This window comes from Actinomyces procaprae (genome assembly GCF_004798665.1).
In the GTDB taxonomy this organism is placed as follows: domain Bacteria; phylum Actinomycetota; class Actinomycetes; order Actinomycetales; family Actinomycetaceae; genus Actinomyces; species Actinomyces procaprae.
The window spans coordinates 2,231,466-2,257,226 of record NZ_CP039292.1 but is presented as its reverse complement, the minus strand read 5'-3'; the positions used below and the strand labels follow the sequence as shown (position 1 = coordinate 2,257,226).

Below are 25,761 nucleotides of genomic sequence, written 5' to 3'. Positions count from 1 at the left end.
CTTTGACGCGGGCAATTATGTGAGTCTAGTCTTTCGGATACAGACATGCCTCGCCTAAACTTCGGAAGGCTTGCCTGCACCGCTCGTCACGCGAAGGAAACCGGCCGCATGCCCAGTGCCCCAACCCAGGAACACCGCATCTCCCGCCGGGCGCACGCCGTCATCGTGCTAGGCGCGGCACTGGTGCTGCTCACCGGAGTGCTGGGCGGGTCGTGGTCACCCGCCCGGGCCGCCGAGTCCGACACGGACTACGACTCCTGGGCCGCCGTCGCCGAGGCCATCTCCGCCCAGCTCGACGCCGCCGCCGACTCCTACGCAGCCGGTGACAGCCCCGGCGCCGCCGCCGCCTTCCAGCGCGCCTACAACTCCGGATACGTCGCCTCCAATCTGCAGCTGGTTACTACGGACAACCTCGGCGCGGAGACCGCATCCCAGCAGCGGCAGGACTTCACCGACCTGCGTCAGGCCGCCTACGCCACCGGTAATGAAGCGACTATCAGCGCGGGCGTCACTGAGCTCTCCGACTCCCTGGCCGACACCACCGCTCAACTCGATGAGCTCGCCGACCTGGCGGACCCGCGCACCTACGCCGCCGATCAGGCCGCCGCCATCGCCACCGAGCGGGCCGAGCTCCAGGCCAACAAGACCCGGATCAACGAGGGCCGCGGCGAACGCACCTGGACGGAAGTAGCCGCCGAGATGAACGAGCTCATCGACTCCGGCGTGGACAAGGCCGCCTCCGGGGACCGCGAGGGCGGCGCCGCCGACGTCAACAACGCCTACTACGGCTACTACGAGAAACTCGGCTTTGAGAAGACCGTCATGTCCGCCATCTCCGGCGACCGCGTCTCCGAGGTGGAGAACCAGTTCAAGGTCGTGCGCAAGGCCATGGTGGGCGGCAGCGACATCGAAACGATCACCGCCAACGCCGAGACACTCAAGAACTACCTGACCGAGGACGCCGCCACCCTCGACGGCGGCGCGGCCGAGAACATCAGCCCCGTCAAGGCCTTCCTCACCGGCTCCTTCGGGCAGGCCTTCCTGATCCTGCTGCGCGAGGGGCTGGAGGCCATCCTGGTGGTCGCCGCCGTCATCGCCTACCTGCTCAAGGCCGGCATGAAGGACCGTGTCAAGTACATCTACGCCGGCCTGATACTGGGGCTGGCGGGCTCCGGCATGGTGGCGCTGCTGTTCGCCTGGCTGTACGACTCCGCCTCCGCCCACCAGGAGATCCTCGAGGGCGTCGTGGCGCTGATCGCCATGGTCATGCTGCTGTTCACCTCCAACTGGATGCTGTCCAAGTCATCGGTGGCCTCCTGGAACCGCTACATCAAGGACAAGACGGAGGCCTCCATCTCCAACGGCGGCTTCTGGGCACTGGCGTCCCTGTCATTCCTGGCGGTCTTCCGCGAGGGCGCCGAGACCGTCATGTTCTACGAGGCCCTGTTCGCCATGGACCCCTCCGGCTCGGCCAGCATCTGGCAGGGCTTTGCCGCTGGGGCGGTGGTGCTCGTGGCCGTCTTCCTGCTCATCCGCTTCACCAGCGTGAGGATTCCGTTGCGGCCCTTCTTCGCCATCACGAGTTTCCTCATGGCCGTCCTCGTCGTGATATTCGCCGGCGGCGGCGCCCACGCCCTCATTGAGGGCGACATCATCCCGGCGACCTACGTCGAGGGGTGGCCCACGTACGACTACCTGGGCCTGTACCCCTATCGGGAGACCCTCCTGTTCCAGGCCTTCATGGCTGCGCTCGTCATCGTCCTGTCCGCCGTGTCCGTGCTGCGTCACCGCCGGGTAGACGCCGCCCGAGCGGCCTCGGAGCCCGATGCCGAGGCCACGGCCGAGTAGTCCTGGGCACTCCGAATAACCAGCACCAACAACCAACGAAGGAAACACCCCATGCGATCCCTCAAACTCGTCAGCGTGGCGGGCGCACTCGTCCTGGCCGGGACCCTCGGCCTGGCCGCCTGCTCCTCCAACGACACCGCCGACAGCTCCACAGCCGCAGCCACCGAGGCGGCTGCGGACGCCGGTAACGAGGCCGGATTCGAGGAATTCGACGTCAACGAGTCCCAGAAGGACCAGGAGGCCGAGGGGCAGATCAACGTCAACCTGGTCTACTTCCAGCCGGTGGACATGGAACCCGCCGGCGCCGCCGGACTGCCCGCCTCACAGGCGGACCTGCACCTGGAGGCGGACATCAGCGCCCTGGCGGACAACACGCTCGGCTACGGCGCCGGCGACTTCGTGCCCGGCCTGACCGTGGACTACTCCATCGCCCCGGCCGACGGCTCCGGCGAGGCCGTGGAGGGCACCTTCATGCAGATGAACGCCTCCGACGGCCCCCACTACGGCGGTAACATCGCCCTGCCGGACGCCGGCCAGTACACCGTCACCATCACCATCCACAGCCCGGAGGAGAACGGCTGGGTGCTGCACACCGACCCCGACACCGGCGTCACGGGCCGCTTCTGGACCGAGCCGATCGAGCTGACCTGGGACTGGGACTACACCCCCATGGAGTGGTGAAAACACGGCGCGACGGCGCCGCCGTCGCGTGGCCCGCAGGCGCGGGCGAACAGGCATGGGCAATCGATACCGAAAGGAGCACCTGCGGAGTGCTGGAGCGCTTTGTTTCCGTTGTTGGAGGGGCCGCGCTGCCCTTCCTGCTGTACGCCGCCCTGGCGGTGGTACTGACACCCGCAGCTGTAGAGGGGTGGCCGCGCGCCAGCCGCTGGCGCCTGGCCTCCGCCCTCACCGGTACCGCCGGAGCCCTCGTGTTCGCCGTCCTGCGGGCCACCTCCGTGATCGACCGGCGCACCATCGTCAACATCCCCACGCTCATCGCCTGCGTGGCAGTGGATGCGGCCCTGATCGTGGTGCTCGCACTTTTGGTGCGCCGTCCCACCTGGGGCGTGGACGGACGCGTGGGCGCGGCCGCCCAGGCGATTGCCTGCTCGGCGATCGCCCTGAGCTTCTTCCGTGCCGTACCGGAGGTGGTGCTGCAGCTCGCGGCATTCATCGAGCCGGGCGAGGAGGTACTGTCCTCGCAGATGCTGCTACGGGCGCTCGGATTCATCGGCGGCTGGATCTCCGTCGCCCTGCTCGCCTTCATCTACTACCGCGCCGCCCGCCGGGCCCCGGTTGGTCCCACGCGGATCACCCTGCTGGTGTTCATGCTCGCCTTCGGCGCCATTCACGCCCTCCAGCTGGCCCGGGTGCTGCAGTCCGCTCACCGGATCCGGCTCGGCACAGACGCATTCCGCGCCATGTCGTGGGCCACCAACAATGCCGGCGGCATCGTCCTACTGACTGTGGCGGCACTATGGCTGGTCCCCATGGGCTTCGCCCTGGCCCGGGCGGTCGGGCGCACCCCGGTACAGGCCAATCCGGCACTCACCCGCGCCCTGCGTGCCGAGCGGCGCCGCTCGCGCCGCTGGGTGCTCGCCGCCGGGCTCGGCTTCGCCGCCCTCGCGGCCACCCGGACCGTCGCCGTCGCCAAGGTCAACGAGGTCCCCACCCTGTCCGATCCCGAGCCCTACGAGCGCTCCCACGACGCCGCCGTCGTGTCCGCCGCCCTCCTGGCCGACGGCCACCTGCACCGCTTCGCCTACGAGGCCTCCGACGGCACCGAGGTCCGCTTCATCATGATCCTGAAGAATGGCGGCGCCTACGGGGTGGGGCTGGACGCCTGCGAGTCCTGCGGGCCGGCCGGGTACTACGAGGGTGGCGGCAAGATCATCTGCAAGCGCTGTGATGTGGCCATCAACCCGGCCACTATCGGCTTCAAGGGCGGCTGCAACCCCATCCCCATCGACTTCGTGGTCGACGACGGCGCCGTCAGCGTGCCCCTGAGTGTCCTGGAGGACAGCGCGGAGGTGTTCGCCTGACGTGTTCTTCGCACGCCTACTGCACCGTTCCTTCACCCGCCAGCTGTGGCGCCGCTCCCTGGTCGGGCTGACCGTGGCGCTGTGCGCCTCCATCTCGGTGGCCATGCTCGGCGTCGTGCTCGACGTCGGCGACAAGCTGAACGCGGAGCTGACCGCCTACGGGTCCAACATCGTGGTCCAGCCCAAGGCCGGCGCCGTCGTCTCCAGCCTGTACGAGACCGAGGAGACCGCCGAGGCCACCGCCTTCATCGCCGAGGAGGAGGTGGCGGGCATCAAGACGATCTTCTGGGCGTACAACATCGTCGACTTCTCCGCCAAGCTCAGCGGCCGCGTCGATGTGGCCTCCGCCTCCGGCCAGGCACAGGACCTGAGCGTCACCGGAACCTGGTTCGACAAGGAGCTGAGTCTGTCGACCGGGCAGACCACGACCGCGGGGGTCACCACCCTGCGCTCCTGGTGGACCCTGGAGGGCGCCTGGCCCGCGGACGACGCCGAGGAGACCGTAGTCGGCTCCACCCTCGCCCAGCGCCTGGGCGTCACCACCGGTGACACCCTCACCCTGTCCACCGCGACCGGTGAGCGCGTCCTGACCGTCACCGGTGTGTACACCTCCGGCGATGCGGATGAAGACTCCCTGTACGCCCCACTGGCGGTGGTCCAGGAGCTCACCGGGCACGTAGGCCAGGTCGACGAGGTCGAGGTCAAGGCCCTGACCACTCCGGAGAACGACCTGTCGCGCAAGGCCGCCCGCAACCCCAATGTGCTGTCCGCTGCCGAGTGGGAGACCTGGTACTGCACCGCCTACGCCTCCTCCATCACCTACCAGATCGAGGAGGTCATCCCCGGCGCCGTCGCCAAGCAGGTGCGGCAGGTGGCCGCCGTCGAGGGCAAGGTGCTGGAGAAGACTCAGGCGCTGATGATCCTGATGACCGCCCTCAGCCTGGTCGCCGCGGCGCTGGCCGTGGCCTCCCTGACCAACGCCTCCCTGGTGGAGCGCACCAGCGAGTTCGCCCTGCTCAAGGCGGTGGGTGCCTCCTCCGCCTCCATTAACCGGCTGATCCTGGCGGAGACCGCCGTCATCGGCGTGATCGGAACGGCTGTGGGTGCGCTGGTCGGCTCCGGCATCGCCCAGCTGATCGGACAAGTGGTATTCGGCTCCTCCATCACCATGCGGCCCATGGTGTACGTGCTGGTGGTGGTGCTGGTGGCGCTGGTGCTGCTCGTGGCCACAGCCTCCTCGCTGCGCACCATCCTGAGGATCCAGCCCGCGACCGCCCTGCACAGGCGGTGAGGAGCACCATGACCAGCCGCTCCGCGAGCAATCGCTCGGCGACCACCCGGCCCATGACCAACCGGCGCATGTTCGCCACCATGCTCATCGGCGCCATGTTCCGGCGTCGTTCCCGCGCCCTGGCCGCGATCGGCTCCTCCGCAGTGGGTGCGGCCACCCTGTTCTGCCTCGCCGCCATCTGCCTGGCCGTCCCGGCCCAGATGAGCGCGCAGATGCGCCAGTTCGGCGCCAATCTCATCGTAGTGCCGGTGGCCGAGCTGGACGCGGGTGCATCCGCGACGGGCGCGGGCACCACCGGCTCGACGCCGCCGGCAGCAACCGCGCAGGCGGCGTCGGGCGCGGCCGCCCGGACCGTGCGCATCTCCGCGGCCGACCTGGACCTGGTCGACGCCGCCGTCGCCGATGCCGTGGGCGCCGCCCCCGAGCAGCTGGCGACCGCCGCCTACCGTTACGAGACCATCCGCATCAACCGTTCTCCCTACCTCCTGGCCGGCATCGACGTCGAGGCGGTCCGCTCCCTCAACGGGCACTGGGAGATCGACGGCGACTGGCCGGGCGAGGGGCAGGTGCTGGTCGGCATGAACGTGGCCGAGGCCGCCGGGCTGAGCGTCGGCTCCGCGGTCACCGCCGAGTACCTGTCCAGCGACAACCTCGCCGGAGTCGGTGACGCGGGCAGTACGGCGGCGGCCGACGACCCGGCCAAGTCAGACGAGACCGCCGCGGGCAGGGCCCAGTGGCGGGTGGCCGGCATCGTGGATACCGGCGGGGAGGAGGACGACATCGTCTACGTCCCCACTGCCGCGCTGGAGTCCCTCACCGGCACCGCAGATGCCGGGTACGACGTGGTGGAGTTCTCCGTGGACACCGCCAAGGCCGGCGTGGATGAGGTCGCCGCCGCGGTCGCCGACTCCGAGGCGGCCGGGCGCGTCGCCGCCCAGCCCGTGTCCAAGATCTCCAGCGGCGATACCCGCATCATCACCATGCTCAACACCCTGTTCTGGGTGGTGGCGGTGGTGGTGCTCGGCCTGACGCTCGTGGGCGTGTCCACCACCATGACCGTCGTGGTCGCCGAGCGCCGCAACGAGATCGGCCTGCGCAAGGCACTGGGCGCCTCCGAGGGCTCCATCGCCGCCGAGTTCTTCGCCGAGGCCGGCCTGCTGGGGCTGGTCGGCGGCGTGGTCGGCACGGCAGTGGGCCACGGCCTGGCCGTCGCCGTCGGCCTGGGCGTGTTCGACCGCCCCATCGGATTCAACTGGTGGCTGGCGGTGGCCTCCCTCGTGCTGACTACAGTGGTGGCCGTCGTCGCCTCATACTCTCCGGTGCGCCGCGCCTCGCGCATCGACCCCGCGCTTGTCCTCAGAGAGGAATGACATGACCGACACGCTCACCGCGCCGCGGACCGGCTCGCCGGACCAGGGCGCCGATGTGCTGCTCGAACTGCGGCACGTGTCCAAGATCTACGGCGACCTGCACGCTGTTGACGACCTCAGCCTGCAGGTGCCGCGCGGGCAGTGGCTGTCCGTGGTGGGCTCCTCCGGATCGGGCAAGACCACGCTGATGAACATCATCGGCTGCATGGACACCCCCACCCGCGGCTCCGTGCTCCTGGACGGCCGGGAGCTGGGCAGGCTCTCCGCCGCCCAGCTCACCGACATTCGCAAGCACGTGATCGGGCTGGTCTTCCAGCAGTTCCACCTGATCCCGCACCTGACCGCCATCGAGAACGTCATGGTCGCCCAGTACTACCACTCCATGACGGACCAGGCGGAGGCCCTGGCGGCCCTGGAGAACGTGGGCCTGGGCGACCGCGCCCACCACCTGCCCTCACAGCTGTCCGGCGGCGAGCAGCAGCGCGTGTGCATCGCCCGGGCGCTGATCAACCACCCGCAGCTGGTGCTCGCCGATGAGCCCACCGGCAACCTCGATGAGGCCAACGAGCAGCTGGTCCTGGACATCTTCGCCCGCCTGCACAAGGCCGGCACGACCCTGATCGTGGTCACGCACGACGCCCACGTGGCCTCCTGCGGGCAGCGGCAGATCCTGCTGAACCACGGAAGGCTCACGGGGGAGAAGCTCAACACGGTCGCCGCCGGACGCCGGGAGAACGACATGCTCGACTTCGGTCAGGAGGGGACGGCATGAGCAGTACTGCGCGCACGCTAACTCAGGTGCCGCCCGCCGTCGGCCCGGCCCGCCGCACGCTGGCCGCCGTCGGAGCCGTCCTGGCTACTGCCGGAATCGCCGGCTGCGGCGGTGGGGAGGTCACGCCCGGCCAGGACGAGTACGCCGGCCGCGCGCAGACACTCAACCCGACGGCGCTCGCCACCGCCTCCGCGAATCGGACCCCCTCCGCCACACCCACCGGCGGTCCGTACGCCGACGGCGAGTACACCGCCAGTAAGGCGTATGGGGTTGTCGACGGCGTAGTGGAGGAGGACTCCATCGACGTCACCATCAGTCTGGAAGACGGCTACATCACCGACGTCTCGGTGACCGGCCACGCCCTGACCGGCACCTCCAAGAACTACATCTCCGGCTTCGTGGAGGAGATTGAGGACGCCGTCGTCGGTCGCAGCATCGAGGACGCGCACGTGACCGCCCTGGCCGGCGCCTCCAAGACCTCGGCCGCGTTCAACGATGCCGTCGACGCCATCGCCGCCCAGGCCGCCGAGGCCTCCTGACGACGAGGCGCCGGGGTGGCCGGAGGGGCCGGGAGACGGCTCACCGTCCGCGGCACTGGCGCCTCGGGCCGCTGATGCGGCCCGGACCTCCTTCGCCGCATCCGGTCCCAGCGTCCATCAAGGCGCGCAGCCGTGCGCGAAGCCGCATGGGAAACCGGTGGGACGCCGGTTAGGCTGGAGTCATGCCGCAGTCCGGACCCGCAAGCGCCGCCGACGCACCCGCCACGCCGGCGCCCGTTGACGTGGACCGCGTCATGGACTGCGTGCGCCGATTGGGCCTGCGGTTCTTCCTGGACGATGAGGGCGATATCGGCATCCCCTGGCGTTACGTCACCGTCCATGCCATCTTCCAGGGCGACCGCGCTCTGCAGCTGCGGGGCGTCTGGCACCGCATCGCTGACACCGAGCACCTGGTGGAGCTGCGCCGCCTGGTGGAGGACTGGAACGCGACCCGCATCGGTCCCAAGGCCTACCTGACGATTGCCGACGGCGGGGTGGTGCGCCTGCACGGGGAGGTCACCTACCCCTTGGGCGCCGGCATGACCGACGCTCAGCTGGATGACTTCGTCTTCACCGGGTGCCGCCTAATAGTCGCCCTCATGCGGGAGGCGGAGGACGTCTTCCCCGACCCGATCCGTGGAAGGCTGGACCCATGAGCCGCCGCCCGGGTCGGCGATGGACGGACTTCATCGCGCGGCTGTTCGCCAAGTCCTGGGACCAGCACGTCCCGGTGGAGGGGCGGCAGGGCCCCCGGGGAGCGGGGCGCCGGCTGCGGCGGCCACGGCCGGTGGACCTGTCCGACTTCGACATCGACTACCCTGAGCGCCCGCCCTCCGAGCCGACTGCGCCCGACGGGCCCGCCGCACTGGCGCACTCCGGTGGGGAGGAGACGGCGCCGCTGACGCTGGAGCGCATAGAGGCGACGCTCACCGGCCCCATGGGCTACGGGGTGCGCCGCCACCGCGAGGACGAGCACGTCTGCCTGCTGGGCACCTGGGACGGCTTCCCATTCGTCATCGAGATCCCCGAGGGCCACGACGACTGGCTGCTGGTCTCCGGCGACTGGGACAAGCCTGCCGCGGAGGGGGACCGTGACGAGCTCGCCGCCTCCGTCAACGACTGGAACCGAGACAAGTACTTCCCGACGGTCGCCCTGGTGGACACGCCCGCGGGCCCGCTGGTACGTGCCACCTACATGGTGGGAATGGCGCCAGGCGTCACCGACTCCCAGCTGCGACTGCACCTGGATGCCGCCCTGTCCTCCTGCACCCAGGCTCTCGGGCAGGTCCGACCCCTGTTGCCAGAGCTGTGAACGCCCAGGTCCCACCGGTGCAGGTGGCGGTGGTTGGTCCCACCGCCACCGGCAAGTCCGCGCTCGCACTCGACCTGGCCGACGCCCTGGGCGGCCGCGCAGAGATGGTGAACGCCGACGCGTTTCAGCTGTACCGCGGCATGGACGTCGGCACCGCCAAGATGAGCGTTGCGGAGCGACGGGGCTACCCCCACCACCAGCTCGACGTGCTCGACGTCGTCCAGGAGGCGAACGTCGCCGCCTACCAGGCCCATGCCCGCGCCGACCTGCGTGCCATCACCGCCCGCGGCAACCGGCCCGTCATCGTGGGCGGCTCCGGTCTGTACGTGCGCGCCGTGACCGACGCCCTCGACTTTCCCGGCACCGACCCGGCTGTGCGAGCCGCCCTGGAGGAGCGTGCCCGCCGTGAGGGCGCCGCCGCCCTCTGGGAGGAGCTGCGGCGTGCTGATCCCGTCTCCGCCGCACGCATCGACGCGGCCAATACGCGACGCGTCGTACGCGCACTGGAAGTGATTCAGCTCACCGGTGCTCCGTTCTCCGCATCCCTGCCCCGGTACGCCGACCTCGCCCCCACCGTGCACCTGGCGCTGCGCTGGGACCGTGCCGTCCTGAACGCCCGCATCGAGGACCGGGCCAAGGCCATGTTCGCCTCCGGGCTGCTGGAGGAGACCGAGGCGCTGCTCGCCGACGGCCTGCGGGAGGGGCCGACCGCCCCGCGCGCCATCGGATACGCCCAGGCCATCGGCGTACTGGACGGCCGCATGAGTGTCCCGGAGGCGGTGGCCGACACCGCTGCCGCCACCCGCAAGCTCGCCTCCCGGCAGCTGAAGTGGTTCCGACGCGATCCACGCGTCCACTGGCTCGACGTCGCCGCCACCGACGGCACCTGGGCGTGCGGGGAGCGCCGGCGCGTCGTTGAGCAGGCAGCCCGGATCGTGCGGGACGCGGACAGTGCCGTGACATCCCCCGACAGGCAATAGGGTGGCCCCATGACCATTGCCCCCGGCCTGTCCGGACGTGCGCTCATTAAGGGCCACGCCGCCGGCACCGACCTTCTCCTGCTCATCGACCCCGAGCAGGAGGTCGCTGTCACCGCCGCCGACGTCGTAGCCGTCTGTGATCGCCGCGCCGGGCTGGGGGCCGACGGGCTGGTGCGGGTGGTGCGCATCAACGCCCTGTCCGGCGCCGAGGCATTCCGGGCCGCCGTCCCCGAGGCCGAGTGGTTCCTGGACTACTACCTGGCGGACGGCACCCCGGCGGTCGGCCCGCACCTCCCCTTCGGCGACGCCTGCCGCATGCTGGCCGCCGTCCTGGACTCCGAGGGACTCGTGCCGCTGGACGACGGCGCCGCGATCACCATTGGCACCCGTGGCGGCGCCAGGACTGTCACTCGCCTGGGCGGGCAGTGGGCGGTCGACGCCGGGCCCGCGCACCCCGCTGCTGTGGCCGATCCGGCCGCCGTCCCTGACGACGAGGGCTGGGACACCGTGGTACGCATACCCGGGTTGGACGGGGAGAGAGCGGCACTGAGCCTGGACCTGTGCGGTCGGCACGTCGTCGTCGCCCTGGGGGAGGAGGCCGAGCTCGATGCCGCAGGGGCGGGCGCGACGGCTGCCGGGGGCCAGGTCGACTACGACCCCGAGCCGGACGCGGCGCCCAGCCTGGAGCTGGTAGTTCCCATGGGGGAGCGGACCGACCCCGGCACCGGCGACCGCGTGGGGCTCGCCCGCGTGCGGGTGCTGACGTCGGGTGCGGGGCCGGCCGGCGGGGCCGAGGCCTACTGCGCGGCGGCGGCAGCCCTGCATGAGTGGACCGGGGAGGGGGCTCTCACCGACTACCTGCTGGAAATCCCCGGTGGCGAGGTAGGTGTGCACGTTGGGGCGGCTCCGCTGGTGGATGACGCCATGGCGGTGCTGACGGGTCCGGTCGACCTCGTGGGCCGTATCACGCTGGTTTGATCACCCTGACCGCCCACGGACGTAGCCTGCCCGAGCGCGATGAGCCGGACAGGATTGGTGTCAACACACCGGCCGTCTGACTGTAGCCGTGGCGGCCTGCGCCCCGTAGGCTGGGGCGGTGCCCGTAGCCTACGGGCACACCCGAAAACGGGAGGGAATCCAGGTGGCACGCAGCGCTGAGAGCGTCGACCTTCTCAAGTGCTCTTTCTGTGGCAAGAGCCAGAAGCAGGTCAAGAAGCTCATTGCCGGACCGGGTGTCTACATCTGCGACGAGTGCATCGAGCTGTGTAACGAGATCATTGACGAGGAGCTGGGAGCGTCCAGCTCCGGCGTTCCCCTCGAACTGCCCAAGCCGCAGGAGATCTTCGACTTCCTCAACCAGTACGTCATCGGCCAGGAGGAAGCCAAGCGCGCCATGAGCGTGGCGGTCTACAACCACTACAAGCGCGTCCAGATGCGCGAGCGCGCCGTCGCCGAGGGGGACGGACTGGAGCTGGGCAAGTCCAACATCCTGCTGCTGGGCCCCACCGGCACCGGCAAGACCCACTTGGCGCGCACGCTGGCACGCCTGCTGGATGTGCCCTTCGCCATCGTCGACGCGACCGCCCTGACGGAGGCCGGGTACGTGGGCGAGGACGTGGAGAACATCCTGCTCAAGCTGATCCAGGCCGCCGATGGTGACGTCAAGCGCGCCGAGAAGGGCATCATCTACATCGACGAGATCGACAAGATCGGCCGCAAGGCGGAGAACCCGTCGATCACCCGCGATGTCTCCGGGGAGGGCGTGCAGCAGGCGCTGCTGAAGATCATCGAGGGCACTACCGCGTCGGTGCCGCCGGGTGGCGGACGCAAGCACCCCCACCAGGAGTTCCTGGAGATCGACACCACGAACATCCTGTTCATTGCCGCCGGCGCCTTCTCCGGTATTGAGGAGATCGTCCGCCAGCGCCGCCGCCGCGAGGCCGGCGCGCAGCTCGTCGGCTTCGGCGCCACCCTGGCCAAGGATCACAGTGAGGACGTCTTCTCCACGCCGGTGCGCCCGGAGGACCTGCACAAGTTCGGCCTCATTCCTGAGTTCATCGGTCGACTGCCGGTGATCGCCGCCGTCCACGACTTGGGCGTGCCGGAGCTGGTACGCGTCATGACCGAGCCCAAGAACGCTCTGGTTTCGCAGTACAAGTACCTGTTCAGCCTTGACGGTGTGGAGCTGGAGCTGACCGATGAGGCGATCCAGGCGATCGCATCCCTCGCACTGGAGCGCAAGACCGGGGCGCGAGGGTTGACTAGCATCGTGGAGGAGGTGCTCGGGCAGGCCATGTTCGAGGTGCCGTCGATGCCGGAGGTCGGCCGCGTGGTCGTCGACGCCGATGCCGTGCGCGGCACCGGCGCTCCCCGCTACGAGCACGGCAGCGGCACCCTATCGGCCACGTCCAAGGGCAGGACCCGCAGCGCATGAGCGATTCCGAAGCGCAGGTACCGCCGCAGCTGGCGGCTTACCGGGCCACCATTGACAACCTCGACGCAGCCCTGATCCACCTGTTGGCGGAGCGCTTCCGCTGCACCCGGCAGGTGGGTCGGCTCAAGGCCGACCTGAGCCTGCCGCCGTCGGACCCGGTCCGTGAGAGCCAGCAGGTGGCCCGCTTGCGTGCGCTTGCGGAGGATGCGGGCCTGGACCCGGTGTTCGCGGAGAAGTTCTTCGCCTTCATCGTGGCCGAGGTGATCCGCCACCACGAGGCCATCCGGGACGGGGCATCGGCGGACGCCTGAGGCCGCTGGACTCCATGAGAACTGGCGGCTGAACACTTTCCGGCTCCTAGTTAACCGGCTCTTCGTGCATGTGGGCGTGTTGGCTCGGGTGTTGCGGGGTGAGGGACCTGGTGAGCCCGCCGGTACACCGCGCCGCACTTGTCTGTCGGCGGTCCCGGCGTCTGGAAGCGGGTTCATCTGCAACGCCACTTCGGGGTTAACAACGCCTGTTAACCGTCTGCTGAAGGGCCCAGAGGCGTACAGCAGACCGTTAAGTAGCGTTGTTAACGTCCAACCGGTGCAGCAGACACACCCCGCCCCACCACCACACCCTCAAACACGAATAGCCGCACATCTAGTTGCTCGCGTGATGCTGGCGCTTCGTGTTTGGGGGTGTGGGTGGAGCCGGGGGGGGTGGTTCGTCGGCGTGGTTTGCGCTGGCGTGGTCTGTTGCGCCGGTTCGGGGTTTACTACTCGGGTTTGGTGCCTGCTGAAGGGATCTGGGCCTTTCAGTGGAGGTCTAACTGGCGTGGCAGAGGCCGAAGGGGTGTGGTAGACGCCTAAGGGGCGTGCCCGATGACCGCGCGCTGGTCTTGACCGCACTCGCTCGACGCCCGTGACGCCGCCCCGGGGACACCCCCTCGCCGGCCACATGTCCTCGTCGGCCCCAGAACTCCGCACGTGCCCCACGCCGACCTCGCCCGGACGCTCGAGCACGATCCCGCGCGCCCGGGCGCGACCACCTAGCCGGGCCGGTGCACGCTGAACAGCGCGCCCGGGCACGACCTCGTACACCCGAGCGCGACCACCCGCGGGTCCGTACCGCCACGCCCGCAAACGCGTAGCGCCGGTGAGCATCCGATGGTGTTCACTGCTGTCACAGATTGCACCACTTTCGCCGGGACGCGCCGGGAACCCGGTCAACAGAACCGCATGATTTCAACGATTTGTGCTAGGTGGCTCGTATCCGGGCGGGTAAAGTGGTGCAATCAGTGACAGCTGGGCGGCGGTCGCCGTGGTGAGCCGGCAGGCGCACCGGTTTCCTCACCCGGCGACGCGTCGGCGGCCACATCCACGAGCACGACGAGCCGGTCCGGATGGCCTGGCGGGGTTGCTAGAGGACATGCCCCGGCCCTCGAGGGTGCCTTCCGGGAGAGCGTCTTCGGCGGTCCGACGATGTCGCACTGACCCGAGCACGCCAGCATCGCCCCGACCACCACCCCCGCACCACAGCCCCGGCTGAACGCCACAACCCAAACCGGAAGCGCCTGTTTACTACGCCGGTTGGGTGTCTGCTGAAGGGTTCTGGGCCCTTCAGCGGAGGCCGAAGGGGCGTAGCGGAGGCCGATGGGGCGTAGTAAACGCCGAAGGGGCGTAGTAGAGGCCGAAGGGGCGTACCCAACGACCGTGCCCTGGCCTCGATCCCACTTGCTCCACGCCCGTGACACCGCCCCGAGGACATCCCCGCCGCCGGTGATGTCGTCGTCAGTCTCAGAACGTCCGCGCAGGACCCACGACCTCGCTTCCCGCACGCCCGAGCACGACCTCCCAGTCCCGAACACGACCACCAAGTCGGACCCGTCCGCGCCGAACACGACCACCCGCGAGCCCGAGCCACCACACCCACAAACACGAAGAGCCGTGATGCTGCCCAGCGCGAGGCACGGCATACGCCAAGCCTACGATGAGACCGATCTCAGGTGCCCGCGAAAGCGGCTCGGCCTCATCCACACACTGCCTGAGAACGTCGTGGAATTGGCGATCGTCTGGCGGTGGTCGATTGGTGCAGGCCGAGCTGGCGAGAGCGGGTACGGATACGGCTGGAAGCCAGGTACTCCCCGCTGGTCCGAGTGGACTGGACCGCCGAATCCGTTGTACTGCGAGCCATGTCAGCGGCTCGGGAGAGGCGGCCAGCCTCGCCGCCAGAAGCACGTGGAGATCAGGACGACGCGCGGCGATCGCCGCGCGCTCGGACAGGAGGCGTCAGCGTTGACGCCGCAGCAGACTGGTCCGCATCGGGCCGGTAGGGCGGCATAGGTGCAATCACCTCATATGCTTGCTCGCAGATAGAGCTCGTCGATCTCCTTGGCGAAGCGCCTGGTGGCTTCCGCCCGGCGTACCTTCAGCGACGGGGTGAGCAGCCCGTTGGCCTCAGTGAAGTCGCCCGGCAGCACCGTGAAGGTGCGGATGGCCTCCGCCCGGGAGACCGCCTCATTGGCGCGGGCAACAGCCCGCTCCAGGGCGGCGCGCACACGTGGATCCTTCGCAGCATCGATCGGGTCCATGTCCGGCAGGCCGTGACTGGACAGCCACAGCGGCAGCATCTCGGCGTCCAGAGTCACCAGGGCGCCGATGCACGGCCGGTTCTCCCCGACCACCAGTACCTGGCTGACCAGCGGGTGGCCGCGCAGCCGGTCCTCCAGCACCGCGGGCGCCACATTCTTTCCGCCGGCGGTGACGATCAGCTCCTTCTTGCGGCCGGTGATGTGCAGGAAGCCGTCCGCGTCCAGGGCGCCGATGTCGCCGCTACGCAGCCACAGCGTGCCTGCGGCGGATACCGTTTCCGGCTCACCGGAACGTGCGTGCGCGGTGTCGGCCGGGGTGACGAAGGCTTCCGCCGTGGCCTCCGGGTTGTTGTGGTAGCCGCGGAAGGTGCCGATGCCACTGATCAGTACCTCGCCGTCGTCGTCCAGGCGGATGGCGGTGCCGGGCAGGGGCAGGCCCACCGAACCGATGCGGGTGGCCGCCGGCAGGTTCACGGTGCAGGGGGCTGAGGTCTCCGTGAGCCCATACCCCTCCAACACGGTCACTCCGGCACCGCGGTAGAAGTGCCCTAAGCGCTCACCCAGTGGGCCGCCGCCGGAGATCACATGCGTGACACGCCCGCCGAGCAGCTCCCGCAGGGTGGAGAACACCAGCCGGTCGAAGGCCGCCCGCTGGGCGCGCAGGCCACGGCTCGGCCCCGCAGGAGTGTCCAGCGCACGGGAGTAGGCGATCGCCGTCTTGGCGGCCAGACGGAACACCTTCTGCTTGGCGCCGGCGGCGCGCGCATCGGCGGCGTTGTAGATCTTCTCAAACACGCGCGGCACCGCGGGCACGAAGGTCGGCCTGAAGGAGGCCAGGTCGGTGACCAGGTTCTTCACGTTGGGGGCGTGGCCGAGCACACCCGCGGAGGAGCACACGATGGCGACTTCCACGAACCTGCCCAGCACATGCGCCAGCGGCAGGAACAGCAGCGTGCGCGTCTCGGGCGCCTCCAGCACCTCGGGCACGTGCGCGCAGGCGTTCACACACAGGTGGATCAGGTTGCCGTGGGTCAGCTCCGCGCCCTTGGGGCGGCCAGTGGTGCCCGAGGTGTAGACGATAGTGGCCAGGTCGGTGCTGGTCAGCGCGGTGGCGCGGGTGTCCAGCTCGGTCGGGCGCACATCCTTGCCCGCGGTGACCAGCTCGGTGATGGCATCCCGGGCCAGGCTCAGCACCCTCAGCTCCGCCAGTGCCGGGTCCTGCGCCGCGAGCGCCGTCAGCATGGTCTCCATGGGCTGGTCCTCGACGACCACCAGGCGCACGGCGGCGTCGGTGAGTATCCAGCGGGCCTGCTCGGCGGAGGAGGTCTCATAGATGGGGACGACGACGAGTCCGGCCTCCCAGGCGGCGAAGTCCAGCAGCGTCCACTCGTAGCAGGTATGTGCCATGATGCCGAGCGCATCCCCGGGCTCCAGCCCCAGGGAGACGAGTCCGGCCGCGACCTCGCGGACCTGGTCGCGGAAGGCCTGCGCGGACATGTCGCGCCAGCGCCCGCCAACGGAGGACTTGCGTGCGATCAGGGCCCCGCGGGGGTTGGTTCGCGCGCGCTCGGCCAGTGCCCACGGCGCCGTCATGGCCGCGTGCAGCGGCACCAGCAGCGGAGTCGACTGTTCCCGCGGCGGGACTGGGCCGACGGCGGTGTCGGCGGATGTGTTGTCCTGAGTCACTCCTGCGGCCCCTTCTTAGTGGTGGAGTAGATCTCGGCGATGGTGTCCGCATAGGTCTCCATCACCAGGCTGCGCTTAACCTTCAGCGACGGCGTGAGCAGCCCGTTGGCCTCGGTGAAGTCGGAGGTGAGCACACGGTAGGTGCGGATCGACTCCGCGCGGGACACCGCCCGGTTGGTGCGTGCCACCGCCCGGTCCAGGGCGGCCAGCACCTGTGGGTGGGTGGAGGCCTCGATGACGTCCATCTCTGGCAGGTTGTGGTTGGCCAGCCACTGGGGGAGCATCTCCTTGTCCAGGGTGACCAGGGCGGAGATGAAGGGCTCGCCGTCGCCGATCACCAGCACCTGGCTGACCAGCGGGTGCCCGCGCAGCCGGTCCTCCAGGATGTTGGGGGCCACGTTCTTGCCGCCGGCGGTGACGATCAGCTCCTTCTTACGCCCCGTGATCCGCACCCAGCCGTCGGCATCCACGGAGCCGATGTCACCGGTGCGGAACCAGCCGTCGGGGGTGAAGGCCTCCGCGGTGGCCTCGGGGTTGTTGTGATAGCGCGTAAACACGCCCAGGCCGGTGACCTCCAGCTCGCCGTCCTCCCCGACCCGCACCCGGTTGCCGCACACGGGCGGGCCCACGGTGCCGATCTTGTTGAGGATGTCCAGGTTGACGGCGGTGGGGCCGATGGTCTCGGTGAGCCCGTAGCCCTCCAGGATGACCAGGCCGATGCCCCGGTAGAAGTGGCCGAGCCGCTCACCGAGTGGCCCCCCGCCGGAGATCGCGTAGCGGGCGTTGGGGCCCAGCAGCGAGCGGATCGTGCGGTAGACCAGGCGGTCGGCCAGCGCGTGGGCGGCCCGCAGCTGCCGGGAGGGTCCCTCCGGGGTATCCAGGGCCCGGGAGTAGGAGATCGCCACCTTCGCCGCCCAGCGGAAGGTCCGCAGCTTGGCGCCGGAGCCGGCCTTGGCGTCGGCGGCGTTGTAGATCTTCTCCAGCACGCGGGGCACCGCCAGCACGTAGGAGGGCGCGAAGCCCTTCAGATCCGGTAGCAGCGTCTTGACGTTGGGAGTGTGGCCGAGCACGCCGTTGCCGGCAATCGCCAGCAGCTGCAGGAAGCGGGCGTAGGCGTGCGCCAAGGGCAGGAACAGTAGCAGCCGGGTGTCGGGGGAGTTGAGCAGCTCCGGGATCCAGCGCACCCCGTTCCACCCCAGGCCGGCGGCCTGCCGGTGGGTGATCTCCACGCCCTTGGGACGACCGGTGGTGCCGGAGGTGTAGATGATGGAGTACACGTCATCGCAGGTCAGGGAGGCGGAGCGGGCCTCGAGCTCGTCCCGGCTCACATCCCGGCCCGCCTCACTGATCACGGCGATGGCGTCATGGTCCAGGGAGAGCACCTTCACGGCGGGCGCCTGGGAGGCGGCGGCCACGCGCTCGGCCGCACCTCTCACGAGCTCAGCCAGGACGGCGCTCTCGGTAACCACGAGCCGGACGTCGGCGTCGGTCAGAATCCACTCCACCTGCTCGGCGGAGTCCGTCTCATAGATGGGTACGGACACCAGTCCCGCGCGGGCGATGGCCATGTCCAGCAGCGTCCACTCGTAAGAGGTGTGCGCCATGATGCCCACCGACTGGCCGACCTGGAGCCCCAGCCCGATCAGACCGGAGGCGACCCGGACGACGTCGTCCCCGAAGGCGCGCGCGGTCACCTTCACCCATGAGTTCCCCAGCTGAGTCTTGCGCTCGATCAGGGTGGCGTCGGGCAAGCGGGAGATGCGGTCGGCCAGCAGCCAGGGGACGGTCCAGTCCGACTCCGGCTCCCTGACCAGGGGGCTGACGGCGGCGCCGTCGACGACGGCGGGACTGCCCGCCTCGGAGGGGATGCCTATGGACATGGGTGCGGAAGACTGTTGGGCCACTGCATCATTCTTTCAGGTAGTGGGTCGGTTGGGCGCGGATCGGAGCGACGAAACCGGCAATGGGTGTTGGAGAAATCCTCCAACCGGCAGGTTGGGGGTGGGGCACTCGCCGCCGACGTGCGCTCCGGCGCCGCGCCCGGACGGTTCACGGGTATGTCATGACTGCACTCCGGTGGGCCCGCCGTACAGGTCATCGATGTCCGCCGCGAAGCGCTCCAGCGCCACCCCGCGCCGTACCTTCAGCGATGGGGTCAGCAGGCCGTTGGCCTCCGTGAAGTCGACCTTGAGCACCCGGATCTTGCGGATCGACTCGGCCCGGGACACGTGCGTGTTGGCGCGCTGAACGGCTCGGTCCAAGGCCGCCAGGACCTGCGGGTCCGAGGCGGCCTCGGACACGGTCATGGGCCCCAGGCCGTGGGCGCGCAGCCAGGACGGCAGCATCTCGGCGTCGAGCGTGATCAGGGCGGACACGAACGGGCGCTGCTCACCGACTACCACCACCTGGCTGATCAGCGGGTGGCCGCGCAGCGAGTCCTCCAGCGGGGCGGGGGAGACATTCTTGCCACCGGCGGTGACGATCACGTCCTTGGCGCGGCCGGTGATGGTGACGTAGCCGTCCCGGTCCAGTGAGCCCAGGTCGCCGGTGCGGAACCAGCCGTCATCGGTGAAGGCGGCCGCCGTCGCGGCAGGGTCGTCATGGTAGCCCTGGAACACGGACGGCCCCTTGAGCATGATCTCTCCGTCGGCGGAGATCCGCACCGCCATCGGCGGCAGTGGCGGTCCGACGGTGCCGATCTTCGTCAGCCGTGGCGTGTTCACCGAGATCGGGCCGACTGTCTCGGTAAGCCCGTAGCCCTCCAGCACTGGAATACCCAGGCCCCGGTAGAAGTGGGCCAGGCGTGGCGACAGCGGCGCCCCGCCGGAGATGATCCAGTCGGCGTTGTCACCCACCAGGGCGCGGATCCGCCGGTAGACCAGCCGGTCGGCCACAGCCCGCTGCGCGCGCAGGGCACGGGACGGCCCAGCCGGGGTGTCCTGCGCCCGGGAGTAGTCGACGGCGACCCGCGCCGCCCAGCGGAAGAGCCGCCGCGCTCCGCCATTGCCCGCCCGCGCATCGGCGGAGTTGTAGATCTTCTCCAGGACCCGGGGCACCACCAGCAGGTAGGAGGGGCGGAACGAGGCCAGGTCCGACAGCAGGTTCTTGGTGTCGGGCACGTGCCCGATGATGCCCTCCCCGGAGATCTGGAAGACCTCCAGGAAGCGGGCGAAGACATGTGCCAGGGGCAGGAACAGCAGCAGCCGCGAGTCGCGTCCCATGGCGATCTCCGGCATCCACAGGTGCGCGTTCGAGCACAGGTCGGTGAAGTTCCCGTGGGACAGCACCGTGCCCTTGGGGGAGCCGGTGGTGCCGGAGGTGTACACGATGGTGGAGGTCGATGCGGTGGTCAGGGAGGCCGTGCGCACGGCCACCTGCTCGGCGGTCACTCCGCGTCCGGCCTCGGTGATCGCGTGCAGGGCGCCGGTGTCCAGCGACAGCACCTCGGGCTCGGGCCGATCCAGTGAGGCCGCGGCGGCACGCACCAGCTCCGCGGTGGTGATGGACTCCGTGACCACCAAGCGGGCCTTGGAATCGGCCAGCACGTAGGCGATCTGCTCCGCGGAGCTGGTCTCGTAGATGGGTACGGGCACGAGCGCCGCCGCCCAGCAGGCGAAGTCCAGCAGCGTCCACTCGTAGCGGGTGCGTGACATGATCGCCACCCGTGCGCCCGGCTGAAGCCCCTTGCCGATCAGGCCGGCGGCAACCGAGCACACATCGTCATAGAACTCTTGCGCGGTGACGGTCTGCCAGGCCTCGCCGAACTCCTGCTTGCGGGCGATCAGCGGGCGCGCGGCGGAGCGCCGCACCCTGGCCTGCAGCAACGAGGGAATCGTGGTGCGCTCATCAATGCGAATGAGGGTGGGGGCCTGCCACTGGAGGGCGCCCGCCGTCGGAGTGCCGGGGGAGTCGGCCGCGGCGGCCGCCTCCGGTGCGGCAGATCCAGAATCCGCTGAGCCTGAGGTCATGATCCTCTTCTTCCTCGACCGGCGTTGCGCGATGGTGCGGAGCTGTGCTCGCGCGTTCCGGTCCTGGTGATGTTTCCCTCACCATACCGCGTGGCCGGTTCCCGATCCCGCAGGTCAGGTGCGGTTCAGGCCGAGGGCCTGTTGCGGTGCTTCCGGCGTGGGGTGTGGTGGCTATGGGGGTGTGCTGGGGTGTCTGCTGCGCCGGTTGGACGTTAACAACGCTACTTAACGGTCTGCTGTATACCTCTGGGGCCTGCAGCAGACGGTTAACTGGCGTTGTTAACCCCGAAGTGGCGTTGCAGACGGGGAGGTGGCGTCGCAGATGATCCTCATCCACAACCTTCCCGCCGGCCCGAGGACGACCCAACCAACCCGAGAACGACCTCGTCGCCTCGGCCGGACACCACGCTCTCAAACCGGAGGAGCCAGGAATTCGCGGCCGGGGTGTGGCAGCTGGTGTGAAGCGGACGCCGGCCCGCCGGGCGCGGGGAGCAAGCGCCGGAGGCGTCGCCGGGGCCGAGCGCACACACCGACCCGCCGGGCGCGGGGGCAACCGTGCACGGCGGGCCGGGCTGTGCCTTGTGTCTGGCTGGGCCGCTCCAGCGGCCCGCGGTGGTCGACCTGCTTGTCAGCCCCGCTTGGCGGGCTTGGCCGGGGGCTCGCCGAGCTCTACCTCGACCACCTGCACCGCCGGGGCATCGGCGGCATCCGCGGACGGGGCGAGCGTGAGCTCGCCGGTCACCTTGGCGGCCTCCACCAGGTCGGCGCGCACCAGCTCGACGGCGGGAGCGGCCTGTTCCGAAACCGCCAGCGTCACCGCCAGGATCGGGGTCTTCTGGCTGGTCTTGGCCTCGGACTTGACCTTGCGCAGAGCCGCCAGGGCGGCGCCCGCACGGGCCACGAGCTCGGCGTCGGCATCGCCGGCCGCCTCACGCAGCGGTTCCGCCACGGGCCAGGACGCCCGGTGCACCGAGCCGGTGCGGTACCAGCTCCACACCTCCTCGGCGGCGAAGGGCAGGAACGGGGCGAACAGGCGCACGAAGGTGTCCACGGCGATGGCCAGGGAGGTGCGGGCGCTGCGCACCGCGGCCGGGTCGTGGTTGGCGCCCGCGTCGTTGGCGCGGTCCTTGACCAGCTCGATGTAGTCGTCGCAGAAGGTCCAGAACAGCGACTCGGTCGCCTCCAGCGCGCGGGAGTGCTCGAAGCCCTCGAAGGCGGCGGTGGCCGCGTCGACCACATCCGCCAGGGCCGCAAGTACGGCCCGGTCAATGGGTTCGGTGACCTGCGCGGCGTCCAGGCTCGGAGCCGGCGCCGCCGCCTTGGTGGCCGCATCGGCGTCCCACGGGATGCCCATGGACAGCGCGAACTTGGAGGCGTTGAGCAGCTTGATGGCCAGGCGGCGACCGATCTTGATCTGCGTCTCCTCGAAGGCGGCGTCCAGGCCCAGGCGAGCGGAGGCCGCCCAGTAGCGCACGGCGTCGGAGCCGTACTTCTCCAGCAGTCCCATGGGGGTGACCACATTGCCCTTGGACTTGGACATCTTCTTGTGGTCGGAGTCCAGGATCCAGCCCGACAGTCCCGCGTTCGCCCACGGCAGGGCGCCGAACTCCAGGTTCGCGCGGACCACGGAGGTGAACAGCCAGGTGCGGATGATGTCCTGCCCCTGGGGGCGCAGGTCCATTGGGTAGACACGGCCGAACAGGTCCTCGTCGGTCAGCCAGCCCGATGCCAGCTGCGGCGACAGGGAGGAGGTGGCCCAGGTGTCCATGATGTCCAGCTCGCCGACGAAGCCGCCGGGCTTGCCCCGCTGCTCCTCGGTGTAGCCGACGGGCACGTCGGTGGAGGGGTCCACCGGCAGGGCGGACTCCTCGGGGGTGATGACGGCGTCGTAGTCCACCTCGCCGTCCTCACCCACCCGGTACCACAGCGGGAAGGGTACGCCGAAGAAGCGCTGGCGGGAGATCAGCCAGTCGTTGTTCAGGCCCCCCACCCAGTTCTCGTAGCGCACCCGCATGAAGTCGGGGAAGAAACTCAGCTCCTTGCCGCGCTCGAGCAGCTCGTCGGCCAAGTCCTTGCCGGAGGCCGGGTTGGTCCAGGCCTTGCCGCCGTTGCGGATGTACCACTGGCGCGAGGTGACGATCTCCAGCGGCTTGTCGCCCTTCTCGAAGAAGTTCGTCTGCCGCACCGTCTTGGTGGGCTCCCCGCGCATCTCGCCGGAGGCGGTCAGCGCCTCCACCATCACCTGGCGGGCGGAGTAGGTGGTCTTGCCCGCCATGTCCGCATAGGCCCGCCGACCCGCCTCGGTGGTGATCCACGCGGGCGTCTCGGTCTCGATGCGCCCGTCCTTGCGCAGGATGGCGCGCAGCGGCAGGTTCAGGTCGCGCCACCAGTCGATGTCGGTGGTGTCGCCGAAGGTGCAGCACATGGCGATGCCGGCGCCCTTGTCCATCTCCGCCTCGGGGTGCGGCAGGACGGGAACCTCCACCCCGAAGACGGGGGAGGCCACGGTGGTACCGAACAGGGGCTGGTAGCGCTCGTCGTCGGGGTGGGCCACCAGGGCCACGCAGGCCGCCAGCAGCTCCGGCCGGGTGGTCTCGATGCACACGTCGGCGGTGCCCCCCGGGCCGGTTTCGATGGGCGCGCCCGCTGCGGCCGCGGTGGCAGCCGCCTGGGGGTCGACGACGTGGAAGGCCAGGCGGTGGTAGAAGCCCGGGTACTCGCGCGACTCGATCTCCGCCTGGGCGACGGCGGTGCCGAAGGTGACGTCCCACAGGCCGGGGGCCTGCGCCTGGTAGGCCTCGCCGCGTGCCAGGTTGCGCAGGAACGCCGTCTGGGCGACCTGGCGTGCGCGCGTGCCGATGGTCTGGTAGGTCTGCCGCCAGTCCACGCTCAGCCCCAGGTGGCGCCACAGGGCCTCGAACTGCGCCTCGTCCAGGGCGGTCAGGCGCTCGCACAGCTCCACGAAGTTGCGGCGTGAGATCGGCACCTGGTCGCGGGCCTTGATGGACTTGCCCTCACCGCCGGTGTGCGGGGGAGTGAAGTCCGGGTCGTAGGGCAGCGAGGGGTCGCAGCGCACCCCGAAGTAGTTCTGCACTCGCCGCTCGGTGGGCAGGCCGTTGTCGTCCCAGCCCATGGGGTAGAACACGGCCTTGCCGCGCATGCGGTGAAAGCGCGCCAGCGTGTCGGTATGGGTGTAGGAGAACACGTGCCCCACGTGCAGGGAGCCTGACACGGTCGGCGGCGGGGTGTCGATGGAGAAGACCTCATGGCGCTGCGCGCTGCGGTCGAAGGCGTAGATGCCGTCCTGCTCCCAGCGCTCCTTCCAGGTCTCCTCCAGGCCGTCGGTGCTGACCTTGTCGGGCACGCGGGGGGAGTGGAGCTCGGAGGGCAGGAAGCGGCCCCGTGCCGGGGCGGCAGGTGTTGGCGCAGCGGATTCGGCGGCGGACTCAGACATGGCCCCGATTCTGTCACGGCGGGACGGGCCTGCTTCTCCCGGCGCCGTCTCATCGCATGTGAGGTGGACAACCTGGGCATGCTCCTGGGTTGCGAGCCGGATGCAAGACCACCTCAGCTGGGCGACGACGGCGACGTCGGGCTCGCTGCTTCGGGAACCGGTGGCAGCATGGAGCGCCGCAGCAGCACGATCGCCGCTGCCGTAGCGCATGAGTACCTGAATGATGGGGGAGCGGCCCATGAGCGAGACGCGGAGCGCGTGCCCTCGGCGTGACTCCGCCGGGACCCGCGCGGCCGGTGGTGCACGATCCACCTTCAACGTGCTGTGGCCGGGGGGCGAGGAGGCGCCGACGCGCATGCGCGCCATGGTCATGGAGGCGGCCGCGCTGCTACGGCGGCTGGGCATGGACGTGCGAGTGCGGATGCCCGCCCCGGATGCGGACTGGTGGGTGGACCGGTGGGCGGACACTGTAGTTCTCATCGCCGACGCCGACGGCGTCCCGCCGGGGCTGCTCACCGGGCACGAGGCCGACGCCCCGCCGGGGCGCCCCGCCCCGGTGCTCCTGCTGGACCAGGCGCACCCGGGGGAGGTACACGAAGAGGCCGTGGCGACGGGTCTGCGTGTAATGGTCGCGCCGGATGCGGCGCGGCTCGCCTCGGCCTGGCTAATGCTGGCCGAGGCGACCGCACCCGCATCCGGCGGTGATGAACGCCTCTACGAGCCCTCTCCGTCCAAGTCCTGACCATCCGCACGGAGCTCGAGCGGTGACCCGCAGAGCGCGAGGGGCGCCGTTGGACGTGCCCGCTACCGCGCCTCGTCGTCGGGCGCGGGAGCCGGGGTGGCGGCGCGGCCGCCGCGGGCGGTCGGCTGTGCCACCTGCGAGCGTGCGGGCCGGGCCGTGGCGAGCATGAAGGCCACGATGATGCCGAGGATCACGCCACCCGCGACTCCAGCCGCGGCGTAACGCGTAACGGAGGGCGCCTGCGTAACAGCCGCGACCTGTGCGGGGCTGAGCAGCGCCAGGCTCACTGGGTAGTCGTCTCCGGCCAGGGCCCCCAGGTCGTCGGAGGCATGGGCGACGACGGAGTCGGCCACGGCAGCCGCCACGTCCTTGGAGGGCGCTGACACCTGAATGCTGATGGCCGGGGACTCGGTGACACGGGTTGCGGAGATCCAGGCCGCCACCTCGGTCGGCGTCTGGGTCAGGCCGAGCTCCTCGATGACCTCCTGGGCAACGGCCGGTGAGGTGAGCACCGGCAGGTAGCCGTCGGTGGCGGAGTCGGCCACGGAGGAGGCGTAGGAGTACCCGCTCATACCCTCCTCGGGGTCGACCTTGACCTGCACGTAGGCGATCGAGCTGGCGGTGTAGACGGGGTCGGCCGCCGCAGCGGCCACGCCCCCGGCCACACCGCCGACGATTCCGAGGACAATGATCCATACCAGGCCCCGGCGCACGAGGGTCATGAGTTCCTGCATTGCTTTAGATCCTT

General features: G+C 69.9%; 19 protein-coding genes. 14 read left to right on the top strand and 5 right to left on the bottom strand.

Annotated elements, in window-relative coordinates; translation table 11 throughout:
• The first annotated feature begins 108 nt into the window (after positions 1-108).
• From E4J16_RS09075 to E4J16_RS09015, 13 genes are all read left to right on the top strand, one after another.
• The gene (locus tag E4J16_RS09075; protein ID WP_136313806.1) at positions 109-1,848 is read left to right on the top strand and encodes an FTR1 family iron permease; all 1,740 of its coding nucleotides are present in this window, start codon (positions 109-111) and stop codon (positions 1,846-1,848) included.
• A 51-nt stretch (positions 1,849-1,899) separates the two neighbouring features.
• Positions 1,900-2,529 carry an iron transporter gene (locus tag E4J16_RS09070; RefSeq protein ID WP_136192332.1) on the top strand — a complete coding sequence of 210 codons (630 nt, stop codon included), beginning with the start codon at positions 1,900-1,902 and terminating at the stop codon, positions 2,527-2,529.
• Between the two features lie 89 nt (positions 2,530-2,618).
• Positions 2,619-3,890 carry a DUF2318 domain-containing protein gene (locus tag E4J16_RS09065; RefSeq protein WP_136314647.1) on the top strand — a complete coding sequence of 424 codons (1,272 nt, stop codon included), beginning with the start codon at positions 2,619-2,621 and terminating at the stop codon, positions 3,888-3,890.
• Between the two features lies 1 nt (position 3,891).
• A complete protein-coding gene (locus E4J16_RS09060) occupies positions 3,892-5,181 on the top strand; it encodes an ABC transporter permease (RefSeq protein ID WP_136313805.1) in 1,290 nt (429 codons plus the stop codon).
• Between the two features lie 8 nt (positions 5,182-5,189).
• Positions 5,190-6,551: an ABC transporter permease gene (locus E4J16_RS09055; RefSeq protein ID WP_204519776.1), complete on the top strand. Its 1,362-nt coding sequence runs from the start codon at positions 5,190-5,192 to the stop codon at positions 6,549-6,551.
• Between the two features lies 1 nt (position 6,552).
• Positions 6,553-7,323 carry an ABC transporter ATP-binding protein gene (locus tag E4J16_RS09050; RefSeq protein WP_168708068.1) on the top strand — a complete coding sequence of 257 codons (771 nt, stop codon included), beginning with the start codon at positions 6,553-6,555 and terminating at the stop codon, positions 7,321-7,323.
• Positions 7,320-7,862 carry an FMN-binding protein gene (locus E4J16_RS09045; protein WP_136192329.1) on the top strand — a complete coding sequence of 181 codons (543 nt, stop codon included), beginning with the start codon at positions 7,320-7,322 and terminating at the stop codon, positions 7,860-7,862. The genes E4J16_RS09050 and E4J16_RS09045 overlap by 4 nt, the downstream gene beginning before the upstream one ends.
• Positions 7,863-8,044: 182 nt before the next feature.
• Positions 8,045-8,518 (top strand): type III secretion system chaperone family protein, encoded by a 474-nt coding sequence (locus E4J16_RS09040; protein WP_136192328.1) that lies wholly within the window; start codon positions 8,045-8,047, stop codon positions 8,516-8,518.
• Complete coding sequence (locus tag E4J16_RS09035) at positions 8,515-9,174, top strand: type III secretion system chaperone family protein (RefSeq protein WP_136192327.1); 660 nt, start codon at positions 8,515-8,517, stop codon at positions 9,172-9,174. Before E4J16_RS09040 ends, E4J16_RS09035 begins: the two co-directional genes overlap by 4 nt.
• A gap of 29 nt (positions 9,175-9,203) precedes the next feature.
• On the top strand, positions 9,204-10,154 hold the full coding sequence (gene miaA, locus E4J16_RS09030; RefSeq protein ID WP_240038094.1) for a tRNA (adenosine(37)-N6)-dimethylallyltransferase MiaA: 951 nt from the start codon (positions 9,204-9,206) through the stop codon (positions 10,152-10,154).
• A 9-nt stretch (positions 10,155-10,163) separates the two neighbouring features.
• Positions 10,164-11,132 (top strand): diaminopimelate epimerase, encoded by a 969-nt coding sequence (locus E4J16_RS09025; protein WP_136313804.1) that lies wholly within the window; start codon positions 10,164-10,166, stop codon positions 11,130-11,132.
• Positions 11,133-11,295: 163 nt separating this feature from the next.
• Positions 11,296-12,588, top strand: a complete 1,293-nt coding sequence (clpX, locus tag E4J16_RS09020; RefSeq protein WP_136192489.1) for an ATP-dependent Clp protease ATP-binding subunit ClpX — start codon at positions 11,296-11,298, stop codon at positions 12,586-12,588.
• The gene (locus E4J16_RS09015; RefSeq protein ID WP_136192324.1) at positions 12,585-12,899 is read left to right on the top strand and encodes a chorismate mutase; all 315 of its coding nucleotides are present in this window, start codon (positions 12,585-12,587) and stop codon (positions 12,897-12,899) included. The genes clpX and E4J16_RS09015 overlap by 4 nt, the downstream gene beginning before the upstream one ends.
• 2,027 nt (positions 12,900-14,926) lie before the next feature.
• Here E4J16_RS09015 and E4J16_RS09010 read toward each other — a convergent pair.
• The 4 genes from E4J16_RS09010 to valS all read right to left on the bottom strand — a co-directional run bounded on the left by E4J16_RS09010 (position 14,927) and on the right by valS (position 24,271).
• Positions 14,927-16,849, bottom strand: coding sequence for an AMP-dependent synthetase/ligase (locus E4J16_RS09010; RefSeq protein WP_240038093.1), 1,923 nt, complete (start codon positions 16,847-16,849; stop codon positions 14,927-14,929).
• Complete coding sequence (locus E4J16_RS09005) at positions 16,846-18,729, bottom strand: AMP-dependent synthetase/ligase (RefSeq protein WP_136192487.1); 1,884 nt, start codon at positions 18,727-18,729, stop codon at positions 16,846-16,848. Before E4J16_RS09005 ends, E4J16_RS09010 begins: the two co-directional genes overlap by 4 nt.
• Before the next feature lie 180 nt (positions 18,730-18,909).
• Complete coding sequence (locus tag E4J16_RS09000; RefSeq protein WP_136313803.1) at positions 18,910-20,817, bottom strand: AMP-dependent synthetase/ligase; 1,908 nt, start codon at positions 20,815-20,817, stop codon at positions 18,910-18,912.
• Positions 20,818-21,445: 628 nt separating this feature from the next.
• Positions 21,446-24,271, bottom strand: coding sequence for a valine--tRNA ligase (valS, locus tag E4J16_RS08995; RefSeq protein ID WP_136313802.1), 2,826 nt, complete (start codon positions 24,269-24,271; stop codon positions 21,446-21,448).
• Positions 24,272-24,509: 238 nt separating this feature from the next.
• On the opposite strand from valS, the gene E4J16_RS08990 reads away from it, so the two are divergent.
• Positions 24,510-25,013, top strand: a complete 504-nt coding sequence (locus tag E4J16_RS08990; protein WP_136192321.1) for a hypothetical protein — start codon at positions 24,510-24,512, stop codon at positions 25,011-25,013.
• Between the two features lie 62 nt (positions 25,014-25,075).
• Here the strand turns inward: E4J16_RS08990 and E4J16_RS08985 are convergent, their stop codons facing one another.
• The gene (locus E4J16_RS08985) at positions 25,076-25,747 is read right to left on the bottom strand and encodes a Wzz/FepE/Etk N-terminal domain-containing protein (RefSeq protein WP_136192320.1); all 672 of its coding nucleotides are present in this window, start codon (positions 25,745-25,747) and stop codon (positions 25,076-25,078) included.
• Between the last annotated feature and the right edge of the window lie 14 nt (positions 25,748-25,761).

What these genes read in the sequence shown, in the direction of transcription:
- E4J16_RS09075 (WP_136313806.1), top strand. Translation starts at nt 109, where the DNA reads ATGCCCAGTGCCCCAACCCAGGAACACCGCATCTCCCGCCGGGCGCAC.
- E4J16_RS09070 (WP_136192332.1), top strand. Translation starts at nt 1,900, where the DNA reads ATGCGATCCCTCAAACTCGTCAGCGTGGCGGGCGCACTCGTCCTGGCC.
- E4J16_RS09055 (WP_204519776.1), top strand. Translation starts at nt 5,190, where the DNA reads ATGACCAGCCGCTCCGCGAGCAATCGCTCGGCGACCACCCGGCCCATG.
- E4J16_RS09050 (WP_168708068.1), top strand. Translation starts at nt 6,553, where the DNA reads ATGACCGACACGCTCACCGCGCCGCGGACCGGCTCGCCGGACCAGGGC.
- E4J16_RS09045 (WP_136192329.1), top strand. Translation starts at nt 7,320, where the DNA reads ATGAGCAGTACTGCGCGCACGCTAACTCAGGTGCCGCCCGCCGTCGGC.
- E4J16_RS09040 (WP_136192328.1), top strand. Translation starts at nt 8,045, where the DNA reads ATGCCGCAGTCCGGACCCGCAAGCGCCGCCGACGCACCCGCCACGCCG.
- E4J16_RS09035 (WP_136192327.1), top strand. Translation starts at nt 8,515, where the DNA reads ATGAGCCGCCGCCCGGGTCGGCGATGGACGGACTTCATCGCGCGGCTG.
- E4J16_RS09025 (WP_136313804.1), top strand. Translation starts at nt 10,164, where the DNA reads ATGACCATTGCCCCCGGCCTGTCCGGACGTGCGCTCATTAAGGGCCAC.
- E4J16_RS09015 (WP_136192324.1), top strand. Translation starts at nt 12,585, where the DNA reads ATGAGCGATTCCGAAGCGCAGGTACCGCCGCAGCTGGCGGCTTACCGG.
- E4J16_RS09005 (WP_136192487.1), bottom strand. Translation starts at nt 18,729, where the DNA reads ATGTCCATAGGCATCCCCTCCGAGGCGGGCAGTCCCGCCGTCGTCGAC.
- E4J16_RS09000 (WP_136313803.1), bottom strand. Translation starts at nt 20,817, where the DNA reads ATGACCTCAGGCTCAGCGGATTCTGGATCTGCCGCACCGGAGGCGGCC.
- valS (WP_136313802.1), bottom strand. Translation starts at nt 24,271, where the DNA reads ATGTCTGAGTCCGCCGCCGAATCCGCTGCGCCAACACCTGCCGCCCCG.
- E4J16_RS08990 (WP_136192321.1), top strand. Translation starts at nt 24,510, where the DNA reads ATGAGCGAGACGCGGAGCGCGTGCCCTCGGCGTGACTCCGCCGGGACC.
- E4J16_RS08985 (WP_136192320.1), bottom strand. Translation starts at nt 25,747, where the DNA reads ATGCAGGAACTCATGACCCTCGTGCGCCGGGGCCTGGTATGGATCATT.